General features: G+C 63.0%; 17 protein-coding genes and 1 riboswitch. Of the genes, 14 read left to right on the top strand and 3 right to left on the bottom strand.

The annotated features are described in order from the left end of the window. Window positions 1-36 precede the first annotated feature (36 nt). On the top strand, window positions 37-2,544 hold the full coding sequence (locus BQ4888_RS12990; RefSeq protein WP_092057685.1) for a glycogen/starch/alpha-glucan phosphorylase: 2,508 nt from the start codon (window positions 37-39) through the stop codon (window positions 2,542-2,544). A gap of 214 nt (window positions 2,545-2,758) precedes the next feature. Here BQ4888_RS12990 and BQ4888_RS12985 read toward each other — a convergent pair whose 3' ends face one another. Then, complete coding sequence (locus tag BQ4888_RS12985; protein WP_092057684.1) at window positions 2,759-4,603, bottom strand: sensor histidine kinase; 1,845 nt, start codon at window positions 4,601-4,603, stop codon at window positions 2,759-2,761. A gap of 164 nt (window positions 4,604-4,767) precedes the next feature. Further along, window positions 4,768-5,844 carry a pyridoxal-phosphate-dependent aminotransferase family protein gene (locus tag BQ4888_RS12980; RefSeq protein ID WP_092057830.1) on the bottom strand — a complete coding sequence of 359 codons (1,077 nt, stop codon included), beginning with the start codon at window positions 5,842-5,844 and terminating at the stop codon, window positions 4,768-4,770. Between the two features lie 73 nt (window positions 5,845-5,917). Next, window positions 5,918-6,004, bottom strand: a riboswitch (ZMP/ZTP riboswitch). A gap of 173 nt (window positions 6,005-6,177) precedes the next feature. Here BQ4888_RS12980 and BQ4888_RS12975 point away from each other — a divergent pair. From BQ4888_RS12975 to groL, 3 genes are all read left to right on the top strand, one after another. Beyond that, the gene (locus tag BQ4888_RS12975) at window positions 6,178-8,289 is read left to right on the top strand and encodes a L,D-transpeptidase family protein (RefSeq protein WP_092057683.1); all 2,112 of its coding nucleotides are present in this window, start codon (window positions 6,178-6,180) and stop codon (window positions 8,287-8,289) included. 221 nt (window positions 8,290-8,510) lie between these two features. Next, the gene (gene groES, locus BQ4888_RS12970; RefSeq protein WP_092057682.1) at window positions 8,511-8,801 is read left to right on the top strand and encodes a co-chaperone GroES; all 291 of its coding nucleotides are present in this window, start codon (window positions 8,511-8,513) and stop codon (window positions 8,799-8,801) included. Window positions 8,802-8,846: 45 nt separating this feature from the next. Further along, window positions 8,847-10,490, top strand: a complete 1,644-nt coding sequence (groL, locus tag BQ4888_RS12965) for a chaperonin GroEL (protein ID WP_092057681.1) — start codon at window positions 8,847-8,849, stop codon at window positions 10,488-10,490. Window positions 10,491-10,564: 74 nt separating this feature from the next. On the opposite strand, the gene BQ4888_RS12960 is transcribed toward groL, so the two are convergent. Beyond that, on the bottom strand, window positions 10,565-10,894 hold the full coding sequence (locus BQ4888_RS12960; RefSeq protein WP_092057680.1) for a cytochrome c3 family protein: 330 nt from the start codon (window positions 10,892-10,894) through the stop codon (window positions 10,565-10,567). 201 nt (window positions 10,895-11,095) lie between these two features. On the opposite strand from BQ4888_RS12960, the gene BQ4888_RS12955 reads away from it, so the two are divergent. From BQ4888_RS12955 to BQ4888_RS12910, 10 genes are all read left to right on the top strand, one after another. Further along, complete coding sequence (locus BQ4888_RS12955; RefSeq protein WP_092057679.1) at window positions 11,096-13,099, top strand: molybdopterin oxidoreductase family protein; 2,004 nt, start codon at window positions 11,096-11,098, stop codon at window positions 13,097-13,099. Window positions 13,100-13,226: 127 nt separating this feature from the next. Next, window positions 13,227-15,128: a molecular chaperone HtpG gene (htpG, locus tag BQ4888_RS12950; RefSeq protein WP_092057678.1), complete on the top strand. Its 1,902-nt coding sequence runs from the start codon at window positions 13,227-13,229 to the stop codon at window positions 15,126-15,128. An 86-nt stretch (window positions 15,129-15,214) separates the two neighbouring features. Further along, the gene (locus tag BQ4888_RS12945; protein WP_092057677.1) at window positions 15,215-15,481 is read left to right on the top strand and encodes a hypothetical protein; all 267 of its coding nucleotides are present in this window, start codon (window positions 15,215-15,217) and stop codon (window positions 15,479-15,481) included. A gap of 179 nt (window positions 15,482-15,660) precedes the next feature. Next, window positions 15,661-16,209, top strand: a complete 549-nt coding sequence (locus tag BQ4888_RS12940; protein WP_092057676.1) for a CDP-alcohol phosphatidyltransferase family protein — start codon at window positions 15,661-15,663, stop codon at window positions 16,207-16,209. Between the two features lie 190 nt (window positions 16,210-16,399). Continuing rightward, the gene (locus BQ4888_RS12935; protein WP_092057675.1) at window positions 16,400-17,905 is read left to right on the top strand and encodes a penicillin-binding transpeptidase domain-containing protein; all 1,506 of its coding nucleotides are present in this window, start codon (window positions 16,400-16,402) and stop codon (window positions 17,903-17,905) included. A 22-nt stretch (window positions 17,906-17,927) separates the two neighbouring features. Continuing rightward, window positions 17,928-18,359, top strand: coding sequence for a nucleotidyltransferase substrate binding protein (locus BQ4888_RS12930; protein ID WP_092057674.1), 432 nt, complete (start codon window positions 17,928-17,930; stop codon window positions 18,357-18,359). After that, window positions 18,352-18,672: a nucleotidyltransferase family protein gene (locus BQ4888_RS12925; protein WP_092057673.1), complete on the top strand. Its 321-nt coding sequence runs from the start codon at window positions 18,352-18,354 to the stop codon at window positions 18,670-18,672. The genes BQ4888_RS12930 and BQ4888_RS12925 overlap by 8 nt, the downstream gene beginning before the upstream one ends. Window positions 18,673-18,696: 24 nt before the next feature. Beyond that, on the top strand, window positions 18,697-19,962 hold the full coding sequence (locus BQ4888_RS12920; protein WP_092057672.1) for a B12-binding domain-containing radical SAM protein: 1,266 nt from the start codon (window positions 18,697-18,699) through the stop codon (window positions 19,960-19,962). After that, window positions 19,959-21,332, top strand: a complete 1,374-nt coding sequence (locus BQ4888_RS12915; RefSeq protein ID WP_092057671.1) for a lipid biosynthesis B12-binding/radical SAM protein — start codon at window positions 19,959-19,961, stop codon at window positions 21,330-21,332. Before BQ4888_RS12920 ends, BQ4888_RS12915 begins: the two co-directional genes overlap by 4 nt. Beyond that, window positions 21,319-22,761, top strand: a complete 1,443-nt coding sequence (locus tag BQ4888_RS12910; protein ID WP_092057670.1) for a B12-binding domain-containing radical SAM protein — start codon at window positions 21,319-21,321, stop codon at window positions 22,759-22,761. The genes BQ4888_RS12915 and BQ4888_RS12910 overlap by 14 nt, the downstream gene beginning before the upstream one ends.

Here is a 22,761-nt window from a genome sequence, read left to right as displayed (position 1 = left end):
TTTCACAGGCGGAGCAAATCCGCATAGGAGTTGACGATGGATAAACCGCTGGATCCCAATACCCTGCGCGACAGCCTCACCGAACTCCCCCCTCTGGGCATGGACATTTTCGATCTGGTCGAGGATTTTCGCCACTATTACACCTACACCCTGGGGCGCGACCGTCATTGCCGCTCCCCCCATTATGCCTATCAGGCTCTGGTGCTGACCCTGCGTGACCGCCTGATGGAGCGCTGGAAGAGCACCCGCTACGCCTATGAGGCCGAAGGTTGCCGCCAGGCCTTCTATCTCTCCCTCGAATTTCTCATGGGCCGAGCTTTGGGCAACGCTATGCTCAATCTCGATCTCGACGAAAATACGGCGCTGGCCATGCAGTGTCTCGGCCAGGATCTGGAAACGCTGAGCGCCAACGAGCACGACGCCGGCCTCGGCAATGGCGGTCTCGGGCGGCTGGCGGCCTGCTTCCTCGACAGCTGTGCGACCTTGCAGTTACCGGTGATGGGCTACGGCATCCGCTACGAGTACGGCATGTTCCGCCAGAACATCGTCAACGGCCACCAGTCCGAGGAGCCCGATCACTGGTTGCGGGACGGCAACCCCTGGGAGCTGGCGCGGCCCGAGTACACCATGCGCATCCATTTCGGCGGGCGTACCGAGTTCTATCGCAGCGCCACCGGCGTGTTGCGGGCGCGCTGGGTCGACACCAACGACGTGCTGGCGATTCCCTACGACATTCCGGTCCCCGGCTACCACAACGGTACGGTCAACACCTTGCGGCTGTGGAAGGCCGCCGCCACCGACGAATTCGATCTCGGCGAGTTCAACTCGGGACTCTATCCCGAATCGGTATCGGACAAGAACGCCGCCGAGAACATCACCATGGTCCTCTATCCCAACGACTCGAGTGAAAACGGCAAGGATCTGCGCCTGCGCCAGCAATATTTCCTCGCTTCGGCAAGCCTGCAAGACGTGCTGCAGCGCTGGACCGGACAAAAGGGAGGGGATTTTACCGACTTCGCGGCCAAGAACTGCTTTCAGCTCAACGACACCCATCCGAGTTGCGCCGTCCCCGAACTCATGCGCCTGCTCATGGATGTCCACGGGCTCGGCTGGGACGAGGCCTGGAACATCACCAGTCAGACCATGGCCTACACCAACCATACCCTGCTCCCCGAGGCTCTCGAGCGCTGGCCGGTCTCCCTTTTCAAGCGACTTCTGCCGCGCCTGCTCGACATCATCTACGAAATCAATGGCCGCTTCCTGGTGGAAGTTTCCCGCCGCTGGCCGGGGGATCACGAGCGTCAGCGGCGCATGTCGCTCATCGAGGAAGGCCCCCAGCCGCAGGTGCGCATGGCCTATCTCGCCATCGTCGGCAGCTTCTCGGTGAATGGCGTCGCCGAGCTTCATTCGCGGCTGTTGCAGCAGGGGCTCTTCAGTGACTTCTATGAGCTCTGGCCGGAGAAGTTCAACAACAAGACGAACGGGGTCACCCCCCGCCGCTGGCTCGCCTGGTGCAATCCCGAGCTGGCCCAGTTGATTACCGAAACCCTCGGCGGCAACGCTTGGGTCACCGACCTGCAACTTCTCTCCCGGCTCGCTCTTTCGGCGGACGATCCCGCCTTTTGCGCTCGCTGGCGGCAGGTCAAGCAGGACAACAAGGCGCGTCTGGCGAGCCTGGTGCAGACCCGCTGCGGCGTTGAATTCAATATCGAGGCGCTCTTCGATGTCCAGGTCAAGCGCATTCACGAATACAAGCGGCAGTTGCTCAATATCCTCCACGTCATCCATCTCTACGACCGCCTCAAGCGCGGCGACGACGACAACTGGACCCCCCGTTGCGTCCTCATCGGCGGCAAGGCCGCGCCCGGCTACTTTTTGGCCAAGCGCATCATCAAGCTGATCAATAACGTCGCCGAGGTGGTCAACAACGATCCGGCTGTGGGGGATCGGCTCAAGGTGGCCTTCATCCCCAACTACGGCGTATCGCTGATGGAGATCATCGCCCCCGGCACCGACCTCTCGGAGCAGATCTCCACGGCCGGGAAGGAAGCCTCGGGGACCGGCAATATGAAGTTCATGATGAACGGGGCGCTGACCATCGGCACCCTGGACGGCGCCAACATCGAGATTCGCGAGGAGGTCGGTGACGAGAACTTCTTCCTCTTCGGCCTGACCGCCGAAGAAGTGGAGGCGCTGCGCGGGCATTATGATCCCCACGCCATTATCGAGGCCGACGAGGATCTGGCGCGGGTCATGCGCCTGCTGGAGAGCGGGCATTTCAACCAGTTCGAGCCGGAGATCTTCGACCCCCTGACCCGGGCGATTCGCAATCCCCATGATCCCTGGCTGGTCGCCGCCGATTTCCGCGGTTATCTCGAGGCCCAGAAACTGGTCGATATCGCTTATCAGGATCAGGAAAACTGGGTGCGCATGAGTATCCTCAACGCCGCGTGCAGCGGCAAGTTTTCCACCGACCGCACCATGCAGGATTACAACCGCGACATTTGGAAGCTGGAGCCGACTCCGCCGGTGCCGATGGTGTGAGCGGCTGATGAAAAACGCCCATCTGCGGCGTTGCCCTCATCCTCGTCGCTGCGACGTACCTGAAGGTACGCCTCACTCCTCGAATTTCGGGCGCCTTGCACCTGGGCATTTTTGATCAGCCTTAGATAATTGCAGCCACCGACTAAATAAAACAGGGCCGCTCCGGATGGGGGCGGCCCTGAACTTTTTTTGCGGGAGGGATCGGCGTCAGACGTCAGCTTGCGGGGAGGAAGAAGCCGATGCGGCTGCCCCGGCCGAGGGCGCTTTCGATCCAGACCCGGCCGCCGTGGGCTTGAATTATATTCTTGACGATGCACAGACCAAGGCCGGTGCCGCGGGGCGCGGTGTTCGAGTCGTCGGCGCGGTAGAAGGGGTCGAAGGCGCGAGCCTGCTCCTCGCTGCTCATCCCCCGGCCTTCATCTTCTATCTCGATGCGGGCGCCGCCGGCTTCGCCGGAAAGAAGCAGGCGGATCGGTTTTCCAGACGGTGAATATTTGATGGCGTTGCTGATCAGATTGCCCAGCACCTGGCCGATGCGCAACGGATCACAGAGGCAGGTGGCGGGAAAGTCCTCCCTCCGGCGGATGTCGATGGAACGGTCGGGGAAGAGCTGGCGGTAGCGGCGCGTGCTCTTGTCGATCAGGGCGGCGAGGTCGACGGCCTCGCGGTTGAGGGGAATCGCCTGACCGTTTTCCATGCGGTCGAGATCGAGCAGCTTGTTGGTCAGCTCGTAGAGGTACTCGGCGTTGTCGTGGACTTCGGCGATGAAGGCCCGTTTCTGCTCGTCACTGAAGTCGCCATACGTGTGTTCGTCGTGCAGCAGGTTGGCGTAACCGAGAATCGAGGTCAACGGCGTGCTCAGTTCGTGGGCGGCGGTGGAGATGAACTGGGTCTTCATCCGGGCGATCTGGCGTTCGGCGGTGATGTCTCGGAGGATGACCAGGGTCTCGCCCGGGCGGTCGCCGTCGGCGGCCAAGGGAGTACTGGTGATCGCCAGGCGGCGACCGCTCCCCCTTTCGCCGGTGGTGACCTCCAGTTCAACCCCCTCCTGGAGGTCTCTGCTTTCTTCGTTCACCAGTCGCCCCAGGGATCGAAGAGCCGTCCAGAGCGGTTGCCCCAGCAGCGCTTCTTCCGGCTGATTGAGTAGCCGCCGGGCCGCCGGATTCATCAGGCTGACCCGCTTCTGCCGATCGGTGACCAGCAGCCCGTCGGGGACGGAACGGATGATGTCGTCGAGATGGCGCTTGCTGTCGAGCAGGCGCCGGCGCGATTGATCGAGGTCGTCGGCCATGCCGTTGAAGGAGTGAGCGAGGAGGCCGATTTCGTCGTCGCGGCGGATGATCGCCCGCGCCGAGAGTTCTCCCCGGCCGAAACGCTCCGCCGTGTCGCGTAGCTCCGCCAGGGGGCGACTCAGCCGACCGAAGAGGGCGACGCCCACCGCCAGGGCGAGGGCGATGCCGGCCACCGTTGCGGCGATCGTGGTCTGGATTCCGTCATGGATGATGTCGTTGACCTGATCCTTGGTCTCAACCAGTTCCCATTTTTCGTGTTCGAGGGCCTTTTCGATGGCGATATGGAACTGGGCTTCCCGTTCCTGCAGGCGGTGAAAGGCATCGAGCAGCTCCTTCCCGCCGGCGCCGGCATGGATGATGTCCATCAGTGCCAGGGTCGAGCTTTGCAGCCGGCTCCCCCGGGTACGCACCTCGGCGAGAAAGGACTCCTCTTCGGGAAAGAGGGTGCGCACCATCTTTTCGTAGCGCAGCAGGGCTTCGACAAAGGTGAAACTGGCGCGGGTCAGTCTTTTGCGCGGCGCATCGAGGGCGGCGGGTCTTTCCGGATCGGCGAGCATGATCAGGCCGAAGTCTGCCGCCGACGCCGAGATGTTCATCCCCGCCCGGCGCAGGTCATCCAGGACATCGCTGACGGGCAAGAGGTCGTTGCGCACGAATTCGAATTCGTGGTGGATGGTTTGGGTGGCGCGGATGCCGATGGCGCCGATCAGGCCGGCGAGGATCGCCATGAAGACGTAGCTGAGGATCAGGACGCTGCGCAGGCGCATGGAACTCTCGTGGTCATTTGAGGAGTTAGGCGGTAAGGAATTCACCGGGTTTTTGTGTTGAATTGTCCGGCAGCTTACTACGGAAAGGCGGGATTAATCAAAAGGCTTTTTGCAAGGCGGGAATTTTCCGGGGGAGCGGACTCCCCCGGAAAAATGGGGTTGGATCAGGAACGCACCTGGGGCAGAAGCTCTTCGAGCAGGCGGAAGAGTTCGTCGAGGTCGGCCTGGGCCATGTCGGCCATGTGCGGAATGCGGAAGGTCTGGTTCTTGATCTTGCCATAGCCGTTGTCGATGGCATAGCCGCGCTCGCCGGCCAGCTTCTTGAGCTTTTCCAGATCGATGCGGCCGTCGTTGGCGCCGGCGGTGAGGGTCAGGCTGCGGTAGCCCTCGGCGGCGAAGAGGCCGAAACCCTGATCGAGCACCCATTGGCGGGTCGCTTCGGCCATGCGGCGATGGCGTTCGTAACGGTTCTCCAGTCCTTCGGCGAAGAACTTGCGCAACTGGTGGGCGAGGGCGTAGACCAGGCTCAGGGCCGGGGTGCTCGGGGTGTTGTCTTTCAGGTCGTTAGCGGCGAATTCCTCGAAATCGAAGTAATAGCCACGATTGGGAATGGTCTTGGCCTTCTCCAGGGCTTTCGGCGAGACGGCGAAGACCGCCAATCCCGGCGGCAGGCCGAAGGCTTTCTGCACCCCGGCCAGGCAGACATCGGTACCGAGAGCGCCGACGTCGATCTTCACCGCGCTCATGGAGGAGACGGTGTCGACGATGAAAGAGACCTCGGGATATTTTTTCATCACCTCGGCGATCTCCTCCAGGGGGGAGAGGACGCCGGTAGAGGTCTCGTTGTGGACCAGGGTCATGGCGTCGTACTTGCCGGAGGAAAGGGCCTTCTCGACCATCTCCGGGGTGATCGGCTGGCCCCACTCGGCGGTGAAAAGGTCGGCCTCCAGGCCGCAGCGCCGGGTAACATCGTGCCACTTGGTGCTGAAGGCGCCGTTGCCGAAGTTGGCGCAGCGCTTGCCCACCAGGTTGCGCACCGCCCCTTCCATGACCCCGAAGGCGCTTGAGGTGGAGAGAAAGACGGGGTTTTCCGTATTCAGCAGGCGCTTCAGACCGGTCGTGACCTCGTGCTGGAGGGTGGCGTAGTCTTTGCTGCGGTGGCCGATCATCGGCGCGCACATGGCCTGGTAAACATCGGCGGCGACCTGCACCGGGCCGGGAATGTAGAGTTTCTTGTCCATCATGTGATTCCTCCTGTGGCGAAGAATGGCTGATCGGGCGAGCGCGATGAAAAAACGCCCGGCTCCGTCAATGCGGAAGAGCCCAGGCGTTCGGCTGTCGCGGTCGAAAATCTCCTGCTCCCCGGTGGTTGCCCACCTTACGCCAGTTACAGGCGACCGTTGAATAAGTTTTTCGCGCCGAAAGGCTCGGCAAGTCGGGATTGGTTAACATATCCGCATGGTTCTGTCAAGGCATTCCCTCGTTGACTTTCCCTGGTCTGAAGGTTAGAATGCGAAGGTTTTCAATGGTTTCCCCGTTTATTTGCTCTTATTCCCGGGAGGATTGCAAAGCGTATGCGGCTGCCGACGAAATTGCTGCTGATGACTCTGGCCGGACTCCTGCTCATCCCCTTTTCGGCTCGCGCAGAGCTGGTGCTGGGGGCTTGTCCCCAGCCCACTTCTCTGCTTAAGTCCGTTCCCCAGGCGCAACGCCTTGCCGCCTATCTGGAACACCGCCTGGAGGAATCCGTCGCCGTGCGCATCTTCTTCGCGGAAGAGGAACTGCGGACCGCTCTTGTCAGCGGCGCGGTGGTCGATCTGGCGGTGCTGACGGACGCCGGCGCGGAGGCGGAAAAGGGTGTCCGTCTGCTGGCGCGGCCGACGCCGCGCGCCGAGGTTGCCGCTGCGGGAACGCTGGTAGCACGCGCCGGCCTGGATGATGCCCGCGTCCAGCGCCTGGCCGAAGTGCTTGCCGGCATGGAACAGGATGAGGGGGGGCGGGCGCTTCTTTATGATCTGGGACTGCAGAGCCTGTCCTCCACCGCCTCTGGCGCTACGCTGCCGCGGAGCGCACCGTTGGTCTCTTCTCGTACGGCCCCCGCCCGCTCCGGACTTCCCGTTTCCGGCGCGGGCAAGGCCCTGGTACTCGGCGCCCTGGCCGCAGATGTCATCCAGGCCGAGGTTTTTGCCCGGGATCTCGGGCAACGTCTCGGACGGCCGGTGCGGGTGCGGTCCTTTCCGGCCGAAGACGAGCTGCTGCAATGGGTGGGCCGCTATCGCATGATCGATCTGGCCTTCCTGCCCGAGTCCGCCGCCCGGCAGGCGCTCTCGGCTCAGGTTCTGCGTCTCGCCCGAAGCGCCGAGCCGGCAGGTCGCCAGTTTCCAGCAGAGAGCTTGCTGGTGGCCCGTCCCGGTCTTTCCCCCCGGCAGCTGAGCGCCGTGCGTCAGGCCCTGGTGGGCGATCCGGTGGTCCAGCGCTCCGCTCCCTCCCGTCCGGCGATGAGGAAGCCGGCCCCCATGTCGGCGCCGGTTTCCCGTTCATCGGCAGTGCGAGAGGGACGTGCCGTCGGCCGGGTTGCTTCTTCCCTGACTTTAGGCAGCGTCCCTGGCGTGCTCTTTCGCGACGAAGACCAGGCCCGGGAGTTCGCCCGGATTCTCGGGAACCGTCTCGGGGTGCCGGTGAACGCCCGTTCCTTCCCCGACCAACAGACCCTTCAGCAGTGGCTGGGGCGTCACCGCATGATCGACATCGGTGTCCTCGAAGCGGCCTTCCTGCGTCGCCAACCCGCCGGCAGCGCCTTGCCCTTGCTCCCTGCCGGCGCCTTCGGCGGCGGGGAAGTCAGTCTCGTCGCCCGTCAGGGCCTTTCTTCCGCGACCCTGCAACGCCTGCGCGACGGCTTGAATCAGCTGGTTGACGACCCGGATGTGGAGCGCCTGCTCGGTGGGGGTGCCGTCTCTCCCCCACCGCCGAGCACGGTCGCGCGTCCGGCATCCCCTCCGTCTCGGGTTGCAGTGCCCGCTCCCGCACCGCCGCCGGTCGTCGCCGCGCCCCCCGCGCCTGCTCCCCGTCCTGTTCCAGTGCGGCCCGCGCCCGTTCCTCCCGCGCCGGTGGTCAAAACTCCCCCGCCGCCGCCGGCACCACCGGTGGTCAGGGCCGAGCCGGTTCCGCCGCCACCGGCTCCGGCGCCCCAGCCGGAGTCGGAGCCGAAAGTGACGAAAAAGACCGCCGAGCCCGAGTTGCGCCTGAGCTTCCCCGGCGAGCGCGACGAAGTCTATCTGGTGCCTTTCACCACGGTCATGGTTCCCGATGCCGTGGTCGAGACGATATTCGACCGTTTTGTCGAAGCGATGAGCGCCGAAGGGTTGGCGGAGCGCTATAGCTTCATCATCCTCAAGGGCGGTCTCGACTCGGTCGATAGCGACTGGCGCCGCGATCACGACTACGTCACCGGAGAGGTCTTCGGCTATGTCGAAGAGTCGGGCTGCTGCTCCACCGACATCCGGACCAAGTCGCGGGTCGCCTTCCATCGCGCCGGTAGAGAAACCCCGACGCTGCGGCACGAGTATCCGGTCAAGACCTTCTTCGATCACGATTATTCGACTATCGACAAGGAGCGTCGCAAGCTGGCCGAGCTCATCGCCGACGAACTGGCCGCCAAGGTGCGCGCAGCCCTGGGTGGTTCCTGATCTCCCGCCGATTTTTTGCAGATTACCCTTGACATTCCCCCTCCCCTGACTATATTTAGCCCTGTTGTTAGCACTCATCGGAAGCGAGTGCTAACAACAGGGTCCCCCAAGAGGTCCGAGCCGCCGCGGTTCCAACGGTATCAGACGTCTTTTTTATTTTCCGCTTTCTATCGGGAGCAGCCCGAAAACTTTATCCAACAGGTCAGAAAGGAGAGAAGTACATGAACATCAGACCGCTTCAAGATCGTCTCATCGTCAAGCGCATCGAAGAGGAAACCAAAACCGCCGGGGGCCTGATTATCCCCGACACCGCCAAGGAAAAGCCGCAGATGGGTGAAATCGTCGCCGCTGGCAACGGCAAGAAGACCGATGACGGCAAGGTTCTGCCCCTGGATGTGAAGGTTGGCGACAAGGTGCTCTTCGGCAAATATGCCGGCACCGAAATCAAGGTCGAAGGGAAGGAATATCTGATGATGCGCGAGGAAGATATCCTCGGCGTCGTCGAGAAGTAATTTCCCCCCTATCATTTCAATAACGTGACAAGGAGATAGAGAGTAATGGCAGCCAAAGAAATCAAGTTTTCCCAGGACGCCCGCAACAGCATCCTCAAAGGGGTCAACCTGCTGGCCGAAGCGGTCAAGGCCACCCTCGGTCCCAAGGGCCGTAACGTCGTCATCGACAAGTCTTTCGGCGCCCCCCTGATCACCAAGGACGGCGTTACCGTCGCCAAGGAGATCGAACTGGAGGACCGTTTCGAGAATATGGGCGCTCAGCTGGTCAAGGAAGTCGCTTCCAAGACCTCGGACGTCGCCGGCGACGGCACCACCACCGCCACTGTTCTCGCCCAGGCCATCTACCGTGAAGGTGTCAAGCTGGTTTCCGCCGGGCACAACCCGATGGAGATCAAGCGCGGCATCGACAAGGCTGTGGAAGCGGCCGTGGCCAGCCTGAAAGAGCTCTCGAAGCCGATCAAGGACCACAAGGAAATCGCCCAGGTCGGCACCATCTCGGCCAACAGCGACGCCACCATCGGTAACATCCTCGCCGAGGCCATGGAGAAGGTCGGCAAGGAAGGGGTCATCACCGTCGAGGAAGCCAAGTCGATGGAAACCACCCTGGAGACCGTCGAAGGGATGCAGTTCGACCGTGGCTACCTCTCCCCCTACTTCATCTCCGACCCGGACCGTATGGAAGCCGTCATCGAAGACGGCCTGATCCTCATCTATGACAAGAAGATCAGCAATATGCGCGATCTGCTGCCGGTTCTTGAGCCGGTTGCCAAACAGGGCCGTCCGCTGCTGATCATTTCCGAGGACGTCGAAGGCGAAGCCCTGGCCACCCTGGTGGTCAACAAGCTGCGCGGCACCCTCAATATCGCCGCCGTCAAGGCCCCCGGCTTCGGCGACCGCCGCAAGGCCATGCTCGAAGACATCGCTGTCCTTACCGGCGGCACCGTGATCTCCGAGGACATGGGCCACAAGCTGGAGAACGCCACCCTCGACATGCTCGGCACCGCCAAGCGCATTGTCGTCGATAAGGACAACACCACCATCATCGACGGCGCCGGCGACGAAGCCGCTATCGCCGCTCGGGTCAAGGCGATCCGCGTTCAGATCGAGGAAACCACCAGCGACTACGACCGTGAGAAGCTCCAGGAGCGTCTCGCCAAGCTGGTCGGCGGGGTTGCCGTGGTCAAGGTTGGCGCTGCCACCGAAACCGAAATGAAAGAGAAGAAAGCCCGCGTCGAAGACGCCCTGCACGCTACCCGTGCGGCCGTGGAAGAAGGCATCGTCCCTGGTGGCGGCGTCGCTCTGATCCGTGCCATCGCGGCGGTCGAGAAGCTTGAGTTGGAAGGCGAGCAGAAGTTCGGCGTCAACATCGTCAAGCGCGCTCTTGAAGAGCCGCTGCGCCAGATCGCTGCTAACGCCGGTCTGGAAGGCTCCATCGTCGTCAACGAAGTCCTGAAGAAGGGCGGCGCCTACGGCCTTAACGCCGCCACCGACGAATACTGCGACATGATCGAGGCGGGCATCATCGACCCGACCAAGGTCACCCGCAGCGCCCTGCAGAATGCCGCTTCCGTGGCCGGTCTGATGTTGACCACCGAAGCCGCCATCGCCGACGCGCCCAGGAAGGAAGAAGGCATGCCCGCCATGCCCGGCGGCATGGGCGGCATGGGTGGCATGGGCGGCATGATGTGATCTGATTCCCCCAGGCTGAAGTAAAAACGCCCCCCGTTCCTTAGTTGGAGCGGGGGGCGTTTTTGTGGGGAGGGTCAGGAGGTGCGGTTGTGGCAGCCGTTGCAGGCGGTCGGTCCGCCTTCTTTCTGGTGGCAGTCCTTGCAGATTTTGTGGAAGAGGTCGCGCCCCTGAGGCGGGCCTTTGCCCAGCTCGTGGCACCCGTGGCACGGGCCGGATTCGACACCCTTGTGGTGGCAGACTTCGCAGCTTTGCGCCCGCTCCTGATGCAGTTCGTGGGGGAAGGGGACGGTGCCCATGCGCGGCGCGGGCAGGTCGATCCGTTCGGGGCCTTCGGCCAGAACCGGGGGGACGGCCAGAGCCAAAAGGCCGAGCAAAATCATCGTCAAAGATTTCGCGATTGTCATGGGCTTCTCCTTTCCATGGGTGGGGTGTCGGCTGCTTATTTACGATTCTATCTATAAAGATAATGGAATCATGGAAGATAGTCAAACGCTGTTCTATTAAAAAGATCATGATTAACAACGCCGGTTTTCTTTCCCGCCGGCCGGCACTATAATGTCATCTTCTCGCCTCTTGATCCTTTCTTGTCCACGAAAGGACGATCCATGCCCAAGGAAATAAAGCGTTCCGTCTGTCCTTACGATTGTCCCGATGCCTGCGGCCTGCTGGTCGAGGTGGAAGAGGGCCGGGCCGTCAAGATTTCCGGCGACCCGGAGCATCCCCATACGCGCGGCTTTCTCTGCCCGAAAATGAACCGTTACCAGGAGACGGTTCATTCCCCGCGCCGCCTGACCACGCCGTTGCTGCGCGTCGGCGCCAAGGGGGCGGGGGAATTCATTGCGATCGGTTGGGATGAGGCGATCGAGCGCATCGCCGGCCGCTGGCGGAACATCATCGGCGAGTCCGGGGCCGAGGCGATTTTGCCCTATTCCTATGGCGGGACCATGGGCATGATCCAGCGCAACTCGGGCCATCCCTTCTTTCACCGCCTCGGCGCTTCGCGTCTGGCCCGTACCATCTGCTCCCCGGCCAAGGAGGTCGGCTGGAAGGCCGTGATGGGGACGACCCCGGCGCCCCATCCCGATACGGTGGCGGAGAGCGATCTGGTCATCCTCTGGGGGATCGACGCGCTGGCGACCAACCTCCATTTTCTCCACGGCGTCCGTCAGGCGAAAGAACGCGGCGCACAGGTCTGGGTCATCGATACCTACCGCACGGCCACCGCCGAGTTGGCGGATCGGATCTTTCTGGTCAAGCCGGGGCACGACGGCGCCCTCGCCCTGGGACTGATGCATCTGTTGGCGCGGGAGGGACTGGTCGACCGCGTCTTTCTGGCCGCCTCGACCCAGGGCTTCGCCGAGCTTGAAGCACAGGTGCTCCCCGATTATCCGCCGGAACGGGTGAGCGAACTATCCGGACTTTCCGTAGCGACCCTGCGCGAGATGGCGCGCGCTTTCGGGACCGCCCGCGCCCCCTTCATCCGCCTCGGCGGTGGCCTCTGCCGCTACGGCAACGGCGCCATGACGGCGCGCTGCATCGTTGCCCTGCCGGCTCTGGTCGGCGCCTGGGGCAAGCCCGGCGGCGGCTGTCTCAGCGGCACCAGCACCAGCGGCGCCTTCGCCATGCACGAGGTGCTGCGCGAAGATTTCATGGCGACTCCGAGTCGCGTCGTCAACATGAACCGCCTCGGCGAGGCGCTCAATGAACTGCGCGATCCGCCGGTGCGAAGTCTCTACGTCTATCATTCCAACCCGGCGGCGGTGGCGCCCGACCAGAACCAGGTGCTTCAAGGGTTGGCGCGGGAGGACCTCTTTACTGTCGTCCACGAGCGCTTTCTCACTGATACCGCCCGCTACGCCGACATCGTTCTGCCCGCCACCAGTTCCCTGGAATACGGCGATCTTTACCGCGCCTACGGCAGTTACTGCATCCAGCGGGTACGGGCGGCGATCCCGCCGGTGGGGCAGAGCAAATCGAACTGGGAAGTCTTCGCCCTGCTCGCCGAGGCCATGGATTTCGACGAACCCTTTTTCCACCAGAGCGCCGACGAGCTTATCGATCGCCTGCTTGCCCAGCCGCACCCGATGCGGGACGGGATCGATCTCGCCGCCCTCGCCGCCGGGAAGGCGGTGGAACTGCGGCTACCGCCGGGGCTGCCCGTCTATGCCACGGCTTCGGGCAAGATCGAGCTGCTCAACCCGGCTCAGCCCCACCCCTTGCCGGTCTTTCTCCCCCCGCATGGCGGCGATCTGCCTCTCTGTCTGATGACCGCCCCCTCCCGTCATGCCCTCAACTCGACCTTTTACGAGCGCGACGAATTGCGCGCCCGCCAGGGCGGGATGTCGCTGCGGATGAACCCTACCGACGCCGCCACGCGCGGCTTGCGGGACGGTGCGGAGGTCATCGCTTACAACGAGCTGGGGGAGGTGCGTTTCGTCCTGAAAGTCGACGGAGCGGTTCCGTCCGGGGTGGTGGTGGCGGCGGGGGTCTGGTGGCGGGAGTTCGCCCCGGGCGAGCGCACCGTCAACGCCCTCACCTCCCAGCGCCTCACCGACCAGGGGGAGGGGAGTACCTTCTACGACAACCGGGTGGAGGTGCGCCCGGCCTGAAGGATGAAACCTTGAAAAAAGCAGGGGATTTCCACCCCCTCGGGTTGACATCGACGGCGGCCGTGCTTATCTTGACCGCCGGTTCCGCTCATTCATCCCATTTATCCCCACAGGAGGCAGCGACATAATGACCGCGAACAAGCACCCGTTTAAAGCCGAGGTCAACAAGATCCTCGACCTGATGATCCACTCCCTCTACTCGCACAAGGAAATCTTCCTGCGCGAGCTGATCTCCAACGCCTCGGACGCCATCGATAAGGCCCGCTATCAGGCGCTCACCGACAAGTCCCTGCTCGAAGGGGGCGAAGACTGGAAGATCGAACTGATCCCCGATAAAGCGGCCGGCACCCTGACGGTGCGGGACAACGGCATCGGCATGACCCGCGACGAAGCGGTCGAGGCCCTCGGCACCATCGCCCACTCGGGGACCAAGGAGTTCATGAAGCTGCTGGAGAGCCGCGAGGTCAAGGACAATCCTGAGCTGATCGGCCAGTTCGGCGTCGGTTTCTACTCGGCCTTCATGGTTGCCGACCAGGTCAGCGTCCTCACCCGCAAGGCCGGCGCGGACGCCGAGCACGCCGTGCTCTGGGAGTCCAACGCCGACGGCACCTATACCCTGGAAGACGCCGAGAAGCCGACCAAGGGGACGGATGTCATCCTCAAGCTCAAGGAAGACGCCAAGGAGTATCTTGAAGAGTGGGAGCTGCGCAAGATCGTCAAGCAGTATTCCGACTTCATCGAATATCCGGTGGTCATGAACGTGACCCGCTCCACGCCCGATCCCGAGGACAAGGAGAAGACCGTCAGCGAAACGACGGAGGAAACCTTCAACTCGCGCAAGGCGATCTGGCTCAAGGACAAGGCCGAGATCACCACCGAGGAATACAACGAATTCTATAAACACATTTCCCACGACTTCACCGATCCGGCGCGGGTGATCCACTACCGCGCCGAAGGGACCACCGAGTTCTCGGCCCTGCTCTACCTGCCGAGCAAGCGCCCCTTCGACATCTTCTATCAGGATTACAAGATCGGCCCAACCCTCTACGTGCGCCGGGTGCAGATCATGGACCACTGCGAGGCGATGTTGCCGACCTACCTGCGCTTCGTGCGCGGCGTGGTGGAATCCTCCGATCTGCCCCTCAACGTCAGCCGGGAAATCCTTCAGGACAACAAGACCGTCACGGTCATCAAGAAGAGCCTGACCAAGAAGATCCTCGACACCCTGGCCGAGATGAAAAAAGAGGATATGGAGGCCTACGGTGCCTTCTACGAGCAGTTCGGCCGTATCCTCAAGGAAGGCATTCATCACGATTTCGAGCGGCGGGAGACCATCGCCGACCTGCTTCTTTTCGAATCGACCAAGACCGAGCCCGGCAAGAAGATCACCCTGGCCGAATACGTCGAACGGATGTCGTCGGAGCAGAAGGAGATCTACTACATCACCGGCCCCGACCGCGCCGCCGTCGAGTCCTCCCCCTATCTGGAGGTGTTCAAGGAAAAAGAGATCGAAGTGCTGATCATGACCGACGACTTCGACGACATCATCATCAGCGGCCTCGGCGTCTACAAAGAAAAGGAATTCCAGTCGGCGATCAAGGGCGACCTCGACCTGGGCGACGGCAAGAAGGAAGAAAAGCAGAAGGAGTTCGGCGATCTGCTGGAACTGATGAAGGCCGAGCTGAAGGATCTGGTCGCCGCCGTGCGCGTTTCTGGACGCCTCAAGGATTCGGCGGTCTGCCTGGTCGCCGGCGAGCACGATCTCGACCCGAAGATGGTCAAGATGTTCCAGGCCATGGGCCAGGAAGTGCCCAAGGGCCAGCGGGTGCTGGAGGTAAATCCCGATCATGAGCTGATCGCGCGCATGAAGGGACTTTTCGCCGCCGACAAGGAGAGCCCCCGGCTCAAGGAGTATGTCGGCCTGCTCTACGATCAGGCCCTGCTCCTCGAAGGAGAGGCGCCGCGCAACCCGGTCGCCTTCGCCAAGGCCCTGTCGAAGCTGATGGCCGAAGGGGCGGGCGAAAACTGAGGATCGGCTTGAGGCAAGGATGAAAAGCGGCGGAGCCGGACCCAGCGACCCGGCTCCGCCGTTTGCCTTATGAAAGAGAGAGTCCTATGAAAATAACCAAAATCGACATCAGCCTAGTCGTCGTCGCAGCCGCCGTTTTGGGCTTTTTGTTTCTGGGATCGGAGAAGAAGCTTGGCCCGGAAGTGCCGGCTGACGAGGAGCATCAGGTTTTTTACCGGCGACTGGACGGCGGTGAAAAGCGCATCGCGTTGGAAAAGCAATGCGTTTCTTGCCACAAGCCAGGCTCGCTGCCTGCGGCGCATCCGCACAAGGAAGAGTGTATGGTCTGCCATCTGCCCAGGCAGAAACCCTGAATCTGCCAGCCCACCCAAGGTTTCTTCGCTCTCTTTGCTTCATGATTCCGCCGCCTTCGTCCTGCTCGTTTCCCCCTCTTGCCAGCTTCCGCCATTGGCATCACGAAAAAATCCGGCATACTTGATTTTAGAGGGATGCCGGAAGCGTACGGGCCGCGCCATCCCCGATTGGAGGGCGGATGAATCTTCCCAATGCGATCAGCCTGTTGCGCATCCTTCTGGTGGCGCCCTTTCTTGTGGCGGTCATCTATCGGTACTATCCCCTGGCCCTGGGGATTTTTCTGGTGGCCGGCTTCTCCGATTTTCTTGACGGCTTCCTGGCTCGCCGCCTGGGGCAGAAATCCCTCCTTGGTGCCTTTCTCGATCCCCTGGGGGATCGCTTGCTGACCACCGTCGCCTATGTCGCCCTGGCCGTTCAGGGACTGTTGCCTCCCTGGCTGGCGGTGACGGTGGTGGCCAAGGATCTTTACGTGGGCATCGGCGCCGCCATCCTCTATGTCGCCGGCTACCGCTTCGTCGCCACCGCCAGCCTCTGGGGGAAGTTGGCGACCCTCCTGCAGTTTCTGACGACCGGACTGATTCTCATGGCGGTCGTTGGTCTCTTCCCCTGGCCGCTCTTTCCCCTGTTCTGCCTGACCGGACTGATCACCGTCGTCGCCTGCCTCGATTACATCCGCCAGGGGGTGCGGCTTTTCAGCCTCCATCCCGTCCGGGGCGGGGAGGAGTGACGGTCCCTTTCCGGGCTTCCGGCGCGGCCGCGGAGGCCCGATCCGTCGCGATCTTTTCCCTCTGACACGGGTTTTTTAATGCATCACGGCGGGAAGTTGGTGTAATCTGTCGGGGCTGTCGTATGATTCCGAGATCCGTGTGGTTGATTGACGAATCAAACCCTGCCGTTTTCCTCCTGTCAGGCTGCTCATGTCTTTTTCAAAAAAATCTTGGTCCCGTCGTCCCCAGGTCGGCAGTTGGCGCGACTATCAGTCTTCCCTCCCCAGAAAGTATCCCCGTTGTGCCTGGCCGCGCGGCCGGAAGCGGCGGACCTTCCCTGTCGCCCCGGTCGTGGTCGCAGGGCTCGTGCTGCTGGCGTTTTTCGGCCTGTTCGGCTTTATGCGCGGTGGTGACGAGGCTCCCGCTTCGGTGGTCGCCGCGCCGCCGTCGGCAGCGTTGGTAACGGCGTCGGCGGAACTTGGGCCGATTTCGGAACCGGCGGCGGACCCTGCTTCTGTGCCGGTGGCTGAGGTTCTGCCCGAGATCGATGGGCCGCTCAACCGGGAGCAGGTGCGGCAACTGCTCGATGTACGGATGTTCGCCAATCTGACCGAGAAAAATCTCATTCTGCCGGTCGCCGATGGCATCTTGCAGGTGGAGACCAGCCTCGATCCCGATCTGCAAAACTTCCTGCTCACCGGCCTTGACCGTAAGAATTCCCGCCATCTCGGCATTGTCGTCATGGACCCCGTCAGTGGTCGGGTGCTGGCCCTGGCCGGTTTCGACCGCACTGATGACGGGTGCAATCCCTGCCTGCAAAGTGAATTTCCCGCCGCCAGCATTTTCAAGATCGTCACGGCGGCGACGGCGGTCGATCTGCTCGGCTATTCCGCCGACTCGCCCATGCATTTCAACGGCGGCAAGCACACCCTCTACAAAGGGCAGCTGACCGAACGGGTCGACCGCAACACGACTACCGTCCCCTTCGCCGAGGCCTTCGCCGACTCGATCAATCCGGTTTTCGGTAAGCTTGGCGAACTACGCCTGGGCCGGCCGCTGCTGGAGCGGGGCGCCGCCACTTTCGGCTTCAACCAGCCCCTCGATTTTGATGTCAGTCTCCCCCCCAGCCGCTTTCAGATCAGTGACGACCCCTATCACTGGGCGGAGGTCGCCAGCGGCTTCAACCGTCAGACGACCATCTCCCCGCTGCATGGCGCGGCAGTCGTCGCGGCGGTTCTCAACGAGGGGCGGATGCCGTCGCAATCGGTCGTCGAGCGCATTGCCGACGAGGAGGGGGAGCTGCTCTATCAGGCCGGGCCCGTGCCGGGACGGCAGATCATGTCCCCTCGCGCCGCCGGGGAACTGGAGCGGATGATGGAAACCACCGTCGCCACCGGCACCGCTCGCAAGGCCTTTCGCGGTCACGAGACGGATGCGGTTCTGGGTAATCTGCGTCTCGGCGGCAAGACCGGCTCGATCAGCAACAGCACCCGCGACGTGCGCTACGACTGGTTTGTCGGCTATGCCAAGGAACGGCAGGGAGAGCGGCAACTGGTGGTTTCGGTCATGGTCGGCCACGAGGATTTCATCGGCACCCGCGCCGGCGAATACGCCCGCCGGGCGATCAGTTACTATTTTTCCGCGCCCGCCATGGTGACGGAAGCCCTCCCCGGCAGTTTCGCGCCGCAGACCTCCGCTTCCGTCCCCTCCTTCTGAAGGTTTCCCCGGAGTTTTCGCCATGCCGTTGAATACCGCCCATTATGCGCGATGTATCGATACGCTTGAATCGTCTCTGCTGTTGTTGCAGGGGGCGGCGCCGGGATCCATCGAATATGAAATCTTCCGCAATGCGGTGGTCAAGGGTTTCGAGCTGACTCTGGAAACCGCCGGGAAGTTGCTGCGCAAGGCGCTCAAGGACTATAGCGGCAATCCGCGCGAGATGGATCGGCTCACTTTCAAGGAGCTGCTCCGCCATGGGGGCAAGCATGGTCTGCTGAGCGTTGCCGCCGTGGAGCGCTGGTTCGACTACCGCGATAACCGCAATAGCACCGCCCATGACTACGGTGTCGCTTTCGCCGAGGAAACCCTGGCCCTGCTGCCGGGGTTTATTGCCGATGCCCGCACCCTGGAAAGCACCCTGCGGGAGCGCCTGGGACAAGGCGATGCTTGATCTGCGACCCGAGTGGCTGGCCGAGGTGCGGCGGCTGCTCGATCAGTATGTGCCCGATGCGGAAGTGCTCGCTTTCGGCAGTCGCGTCAACGGCAATGCCCATGAAGGTAGCGATCTCGATCTGCTGATTCGTAACCCTGAAGCCCCCGAGCGTTCCCATCCCCACCTCAACCAATTGCGCACGGCCTTCGCGGAAAGCTCCCTGCCGATTCTCGTCGATCTGCTCGATTGGGCGGTAATTCCCGAGGATTTTCGCGCTGAGATCCACAAGGGGCCGGTGGAGGTTCTGCAACCGGGACACCCTCAAGATTAAACCAGAGCCAGGAAGGTTAAGTTGATGAAAATGCTGCTAATTTACCCGCGCTGGTCGAAGTTGGAGCGGCAGACCGAGTTTCACCTGCCGCCGCACGGGCCGGTGGTTTTTGCCGCGACGCTGCCGCCGGAGGTGGAGGTCGAATTTGTCGACGAGAATCTGGAAGCCGTCGATTTTGCTGCGAGCGCCGATCTGGTCGCCCTGTCGGTGATGCTCAGCTGCCAGCTCCCCCGTGCCTTCGAGATCGCCCGCCGCTTTCGTGAGCAGGGACGCACGGTGATCTTCGGCGGTATCGCCGTGATGTTGCATGCCGAAGAGGTGGCGCTTCATGCCGACGCCGTTTTCCTTGGCGAAGCCGAAGGGCGCATGGCGGCGGTCATCGACGATTTCCAGGCCGGGCGGCTGAAGCCGGTCTACGACTATATGAACAACCATCCCGACATCCGCCTGGTCGGCACCGCCCGCCGCGACCTTCTCAAGCGCGAGCTCTACAACTACCGGGGGGTGCAGATGCTCGATCTGGTGCACGCCTCGCGCGGTTGCAAGTTCGACTGCTTCCCCTGCTGCACCGGTTACCTCGGCGGCAAAAAGTTTCGGCCGCGGCCCGTCGATCAGGTCATCGCCGAGATGGAGGCGATCGAGAACAACCGCCTCTTCATCGTCGATAACTCCCTGGCCCAGGACCGTCAGTGGCTGAAAGAGCTGTTCACGGCGATGATCCCGCTGAAGAAGAAGTGGGTCTCCCACCCGATCCTCGACGATCCGGAAATCCTCAAGCTGGCCGCCGACGCCGGCGCCTGGTACGTCTATCAGGCGGTCTTCGACACCTCCGACACCATCCGCGACCGCATCCGCCGTCTCAAGGAGCACGGCATCGGCATCGAGGGGACGATCATCCTCGGTACCGATGACCAGGACGAGGACGCCATCAAGCGGCTGGTCGATTTCCTCATGGAAGTGGAACTCGACGTCGCCGAATTCACCATCATGACCCCCTTCCCCCATTCGCCGATCCGCGCCCAACTGGAGCGCGAAGGGCGCATCCTCTCCAACAACTGGCTCGACTACAGCGCCGACAAGGTCGTCTTCCAACCGAAACGGATGTCGCCGGAGAAGTTGCAGGAAATGTTCTATTACGCCTGGGACACCTTCTACGCCGGGGGCGGCTATGCCCTGAGGATGGGCGAGCTGTTCAAGACCGTGATGCGCCGGGAAATGGACGACGGCACCTACCGCCGCTACAACCCCCGCACCCGGCGCGGCTTCAGGACGGCCGGGACGACGGCATGAGCCGGATTTTCCTCCTCTCCGCCAACGTCGTCACCGAGCCCTATCCGGTCTATCCTCTGGGGATGGCGGTGATCGCCGGGGCGCTCGACCAGGCGGGCCATACCCTGCGCCAGTTCGATTTTCTCGCCGCCGACCAGTCCGAGGAAGCGCTGCGCGCGGCCCTGCTGGATTTCGCCCCCGAGGTCGTCTGCCTCTCCCTGCGCAATATCGATAACGTCGACTCTTTCGATGGCGAGGAGGGCTGGTATCTCGCCCGGACGCGGAGGCTGACGGCCCTGGTGCGGGAGACGACGAAGGCGCCGTTGATCGTCGGCGGCCCGGCTTTCTCGATCATGCCTGAGTCGATTCTCGACTACCTCGGCGCCGACTGCGGCGTCGTTGGCGAAGGGGAGCGGGTGCTGGTGGGGTTGCTGGAGGATTGGGCGGCGGGGCGGCCGCTGCCGCGCCTGGCCAGCGAACCGGGGGCGGGGCTCTCGGGAGCGGAGATGGCGGCGCCGCTCTTGGTGCCGGAGCTGGTCGCCTTCTACCGCGAACGCTCGGGGATGGCCAATCTGCAAACCAAGCGCGGCTGCCCCTTCCACTGCGCCTACTGCACCTATCCCGGCCTCGAAGGCCAGGTCTTTCGCTGCCGTCCGCCCGAGGCGGTGGTCGACGACATCGAGCGCCTGCAACGGGAACACGGCATCGACCAACTCTTCTTCACCGATTCCATCTTCAACGACCCGGCCGGTCATTACCTGACGGTGGCCGAGGAGATTCTGCGGCGCGGCGTGCAGTTGCGTTGGAGCGCCTTCTTCCGTCCCCAGGGGCTCGGTTCCCCGGAACTGACCCTGCTCAAACAATCCGGCCTCTACGCCCTGGAACTGGGGACCGACGCCGCCAGCGACGCCACCCTGGCCGGGCTTGGCAAGGGCTTCACCTTCGCCGAGGTCGAGGCGGTCAACCGCGCCTGTGTCGCCGCACGCCTCCCCTGCGCCCATTTCGTCATCTTCGGCGGTCCCGGTGAAACCGAGGCGACGGTGCGCGAAGGCCTCGCCAATCTGGCGCGGCTGGAACATACCGTGGTCTTCGCCTTTTCCGGCATCCGCCTGCTGAGCAAGTCCCCCCTGCACCTCCGCGCCATCCGCGAGGGGCTGGTGACGGCCGAGCAGTCGCTGCTCCATCCCCTCTACTACTTCGCCCCCGGCCTCGACCGGGAATGGATGAACGCGACCATCGAACAGGACTTTCACGGCTGTCGCGACCGCATCTTCCCCCCCTCCGAGGGGCAGAAGCGCATGCAGGTGATGCAGGACTTCGGCTTTCGCGGGCTGCTCTGGGACAAGCTGATCGCTTTCGACAAGCCGCGGAGGGGGCATGGCTGCCGCTGAACGCATCCTGCTGGTGCATCCCCTGGGCTACGAGGCGGAAGCGGCCGGGCGCGACATTTCGCGGCTGGCCAACATCATGCCCCCTTTGGGATTGGCGAGCATCGCCGCCTGGCTGGAGCGTCAGGGTTTCGCCGTCGATCTCGTCGACTGCCACGCCCATCCCGACGCAGAAAGCCGCATCCGGGAGCTTTTGCGCGGCACACGGCCGGGGTGGATCGGCTTCAGTTGCACCACCTCCAGCTTTCTCGACGGCGTCCGCCTGGCGCGACTGGCCAAGAGCGAACGGCCGGAGATCCGTACCGTCTTCGGCGGCCCCCACGTTTCGGCGCTGAAGGAGCGGGTGCTGACCGACTTCCCGGAAGTCGACATCGTCGTGGTCGGCGAGGGGGAAGAGACGCTGGCCGCGCTCCTTGCCGCCGGCGGCGAGAAGCTGGAGGAGATCCCCGGGCTGGTCTTCCGCGACGGCGGCGTGCCGCGCTTCACCGGCTACCGGGAACCGGGTCTGGAACTCGACTCCCTGCCGTTTCCCGCCTACGAAAAGCTCGCCGGCTACCCCAGGGCCTATCAGCTGCCGATCTTCAACTACCCCAAGGCGCCCAACAGCAGCTGCATCTCCAGCCGGGGCTGTCCCTACGCCTGCAGCTACTGCGACCGCAGCGTCTTCCGCCGCACCTTCCGCTACAACTCGGCCGACTACCTCTACGACCACCTGCGTTATTTGCGCGAACGTTTCGGCGTGCGTCACGTCAACTTCTACGACGACCAGTTCACCTTCAACCGGGGCCGGGTCGAGGCCCTGTGCCGGAAGCTGATCGATGAGCCGCTGGGACTGACCTACAACTGCGCGGTGCGGGCCGAGCACGTCGATCCCGAGCTGCTGCGGTTGATGAAGGCCGCCGGCTGCTGGATGGCCAGCCTTGGCATCGAGACCGGCGACCCCGAACTGCTGGCGAAACACCGGCAGAATCCCGACCTCGCCATGCTTGCCGAGAAGATCCGCCAGATCAAGACGGCCGGCATCCGCGTCAAGGGGCTGCTGATGATGGGCCTGCCCGGCGAGAGCGAGGCGAGCATCCGCAAGAGCATGGAGTACGTCTTCTCCCTGCCCATCGACGACTTCAACCTCTCCAAGTTCACCCCCTTTCCGGGCACGCCGATCTACGAAAACGCCCACGAACTCGGCAGCTTCAACGAGGACTGGGCGAAGATGGACTGCATGCACTTCCAGTTCGTCCCCAGCGGCATGACCCGCGAGCGCCTGGAAGAACTTTTCACCCTCTACTACAAAAGCCACTTCCAGCGCCCACAAGTCCTCCTCGGCTATCTCGCCATGCTCTGGAAATCCCCCGACAGCTGGCGCCGCTTCGCCCTCAACGCCGGCAGCTTTTTGCGATTCGCCCGCGACAGCCGGCGCCTGGGGGATTCGTGA

The organism is Desulfuromonas acetexigens, from assembly GCF_900111775.1.
Classification (GTDB): domain Bacteria; phylum Desulfobacterota; class Desulfuromonadia; order Desulfuromonadales; family Trichloromonadaceae; genus Trichloromonas; species Trichloromonas acetexigens.
This window is presented reverse-complemented; position numbering and strand designations above follow the sequence as displayed.

Excerpts from the sequence above, each read along its gene's own strand:
- BQ4888_RS12990 (WP_092057685.1), top strand. The coding sequence starts at position 37 with ATGGATAAACCGCTGGATCCCAATACCCTGCGCGACAGCCTCACCGAA.
- BQ4888_RS12985 (WP_092057684.1), bottom strand. The coding sequence starts at position 4,603 with ATGCGCCTGCGCAGCGTCCTGATCCTCAGCTACGTCTTCATGGCGATC.
- BQ4888_RS12980 (WP_092057830.1), bottom strand. The coding sequence starts at position 5,844 with ATGGACAAGAAACTCTACATTCCCGGCCCGGTGCAGGTCGCCGCCGAT.
- BQ4888_RS12975 (WP_092057683.1), top strand. The coding sequence starts at position 6,178 with ATGCGGCTGCCGACGAAATTGCTGCTGATGACTCTGGCCGGACTCCTG.
- groES (WP_092057682.1), top strand. The coding sequence starts at position 8,511 with ATGAACATCAGACCGCTTCAAGATCGTCTCATCGTCAAGCGCATCGAA.
- groL (WP_092057681.1), top strand. The coding sequence starts at position 8,847 with ATGGCAGCCAAAGAAATCAAGTTTTCCCAGGACGCCCGCAACAGCATC.
- BQ4888_RS12960 (WP_092057680.1), bottom strand. The coding sequence starts at position 10,894 with ATGACAATCGCGAAATCTTTGACGATGATTTTGCTCGGCCTTTTGGCT.
- BQ4888_RS12955 (WP_092057679.1), top strand. The coding sequence starts at position 11,096 with ATGCCCAAGGAAATAAAGCGTTCCGTCTGTCCTTACGATTGTCCCGAT.
- htpG (WP_092057678.1), top strand. The coding sequence starts at position 13,227 with ATGACCGCGAACAAGCACCCGTTTAAAGCCGAGGTCAACAAGATCCTC.
- BQ4888_RS12945 (WP_092057677.1), top strand. The coding sequence starts at position 15,215 with ATGAAAATAACCAAAATCGACATCAGCCTAGTCGTCGTCGCAGCCGCC.
- BQ4888_RS12940 (WP_092057676.1), top strand. The coding sequence starts at position 15,661 with ATGAATCTTCCCAATGCGATCAGCCTGTTGCGCATCCTTCTGGTGGCG.
- BQ4888_RS12935 (WP_092057675.1), top strand. The coding sequence starts at position 16,400 with ATGTCTTTTTCAAAAAAATCTTGGTCCCGTCGTCCCCAGGTCGGCAGT.
- BQ4888_RS12930 (WP_092057674.1), top strand. The coding sequence starts at position 17,928 with ATGCCGTTGAATACCGCCCATTATGCGCGATGTATCGATACGCTTGAA.
- BQ4888_RS12925 (WP_092057673.1), top strand. The coding sequence starts at position 18,352 with ATGCTTGATCTGCGACCCGAGTGGCTGGCCGAGGTGCGGCGGCTGCTC.
- BQ4888_RS12920 (WP_092057672.1), top strand. The coding sequence starts at position 18,697 with ATGAAAATGCTGCTAATTTACCCGCGCTGGTCGAAGTTGGAGCGGCAG.
- BQ4888_RS12915 (WP_092057671.1), top strand. The coding sequence starts at position 19,959 with ATGAGCCGGATTTTCCTCCTCTCCGCCAACGTCGTCACCGAGCCCTAT.
- BQ4888_RS12910 (WP_092057670.1), top strand. The coding sequence starts at position 21,319 with ATGGCTGCCGCTGAACGCATCCTGCTGGTGCATCCCCTGGGCTACGAG.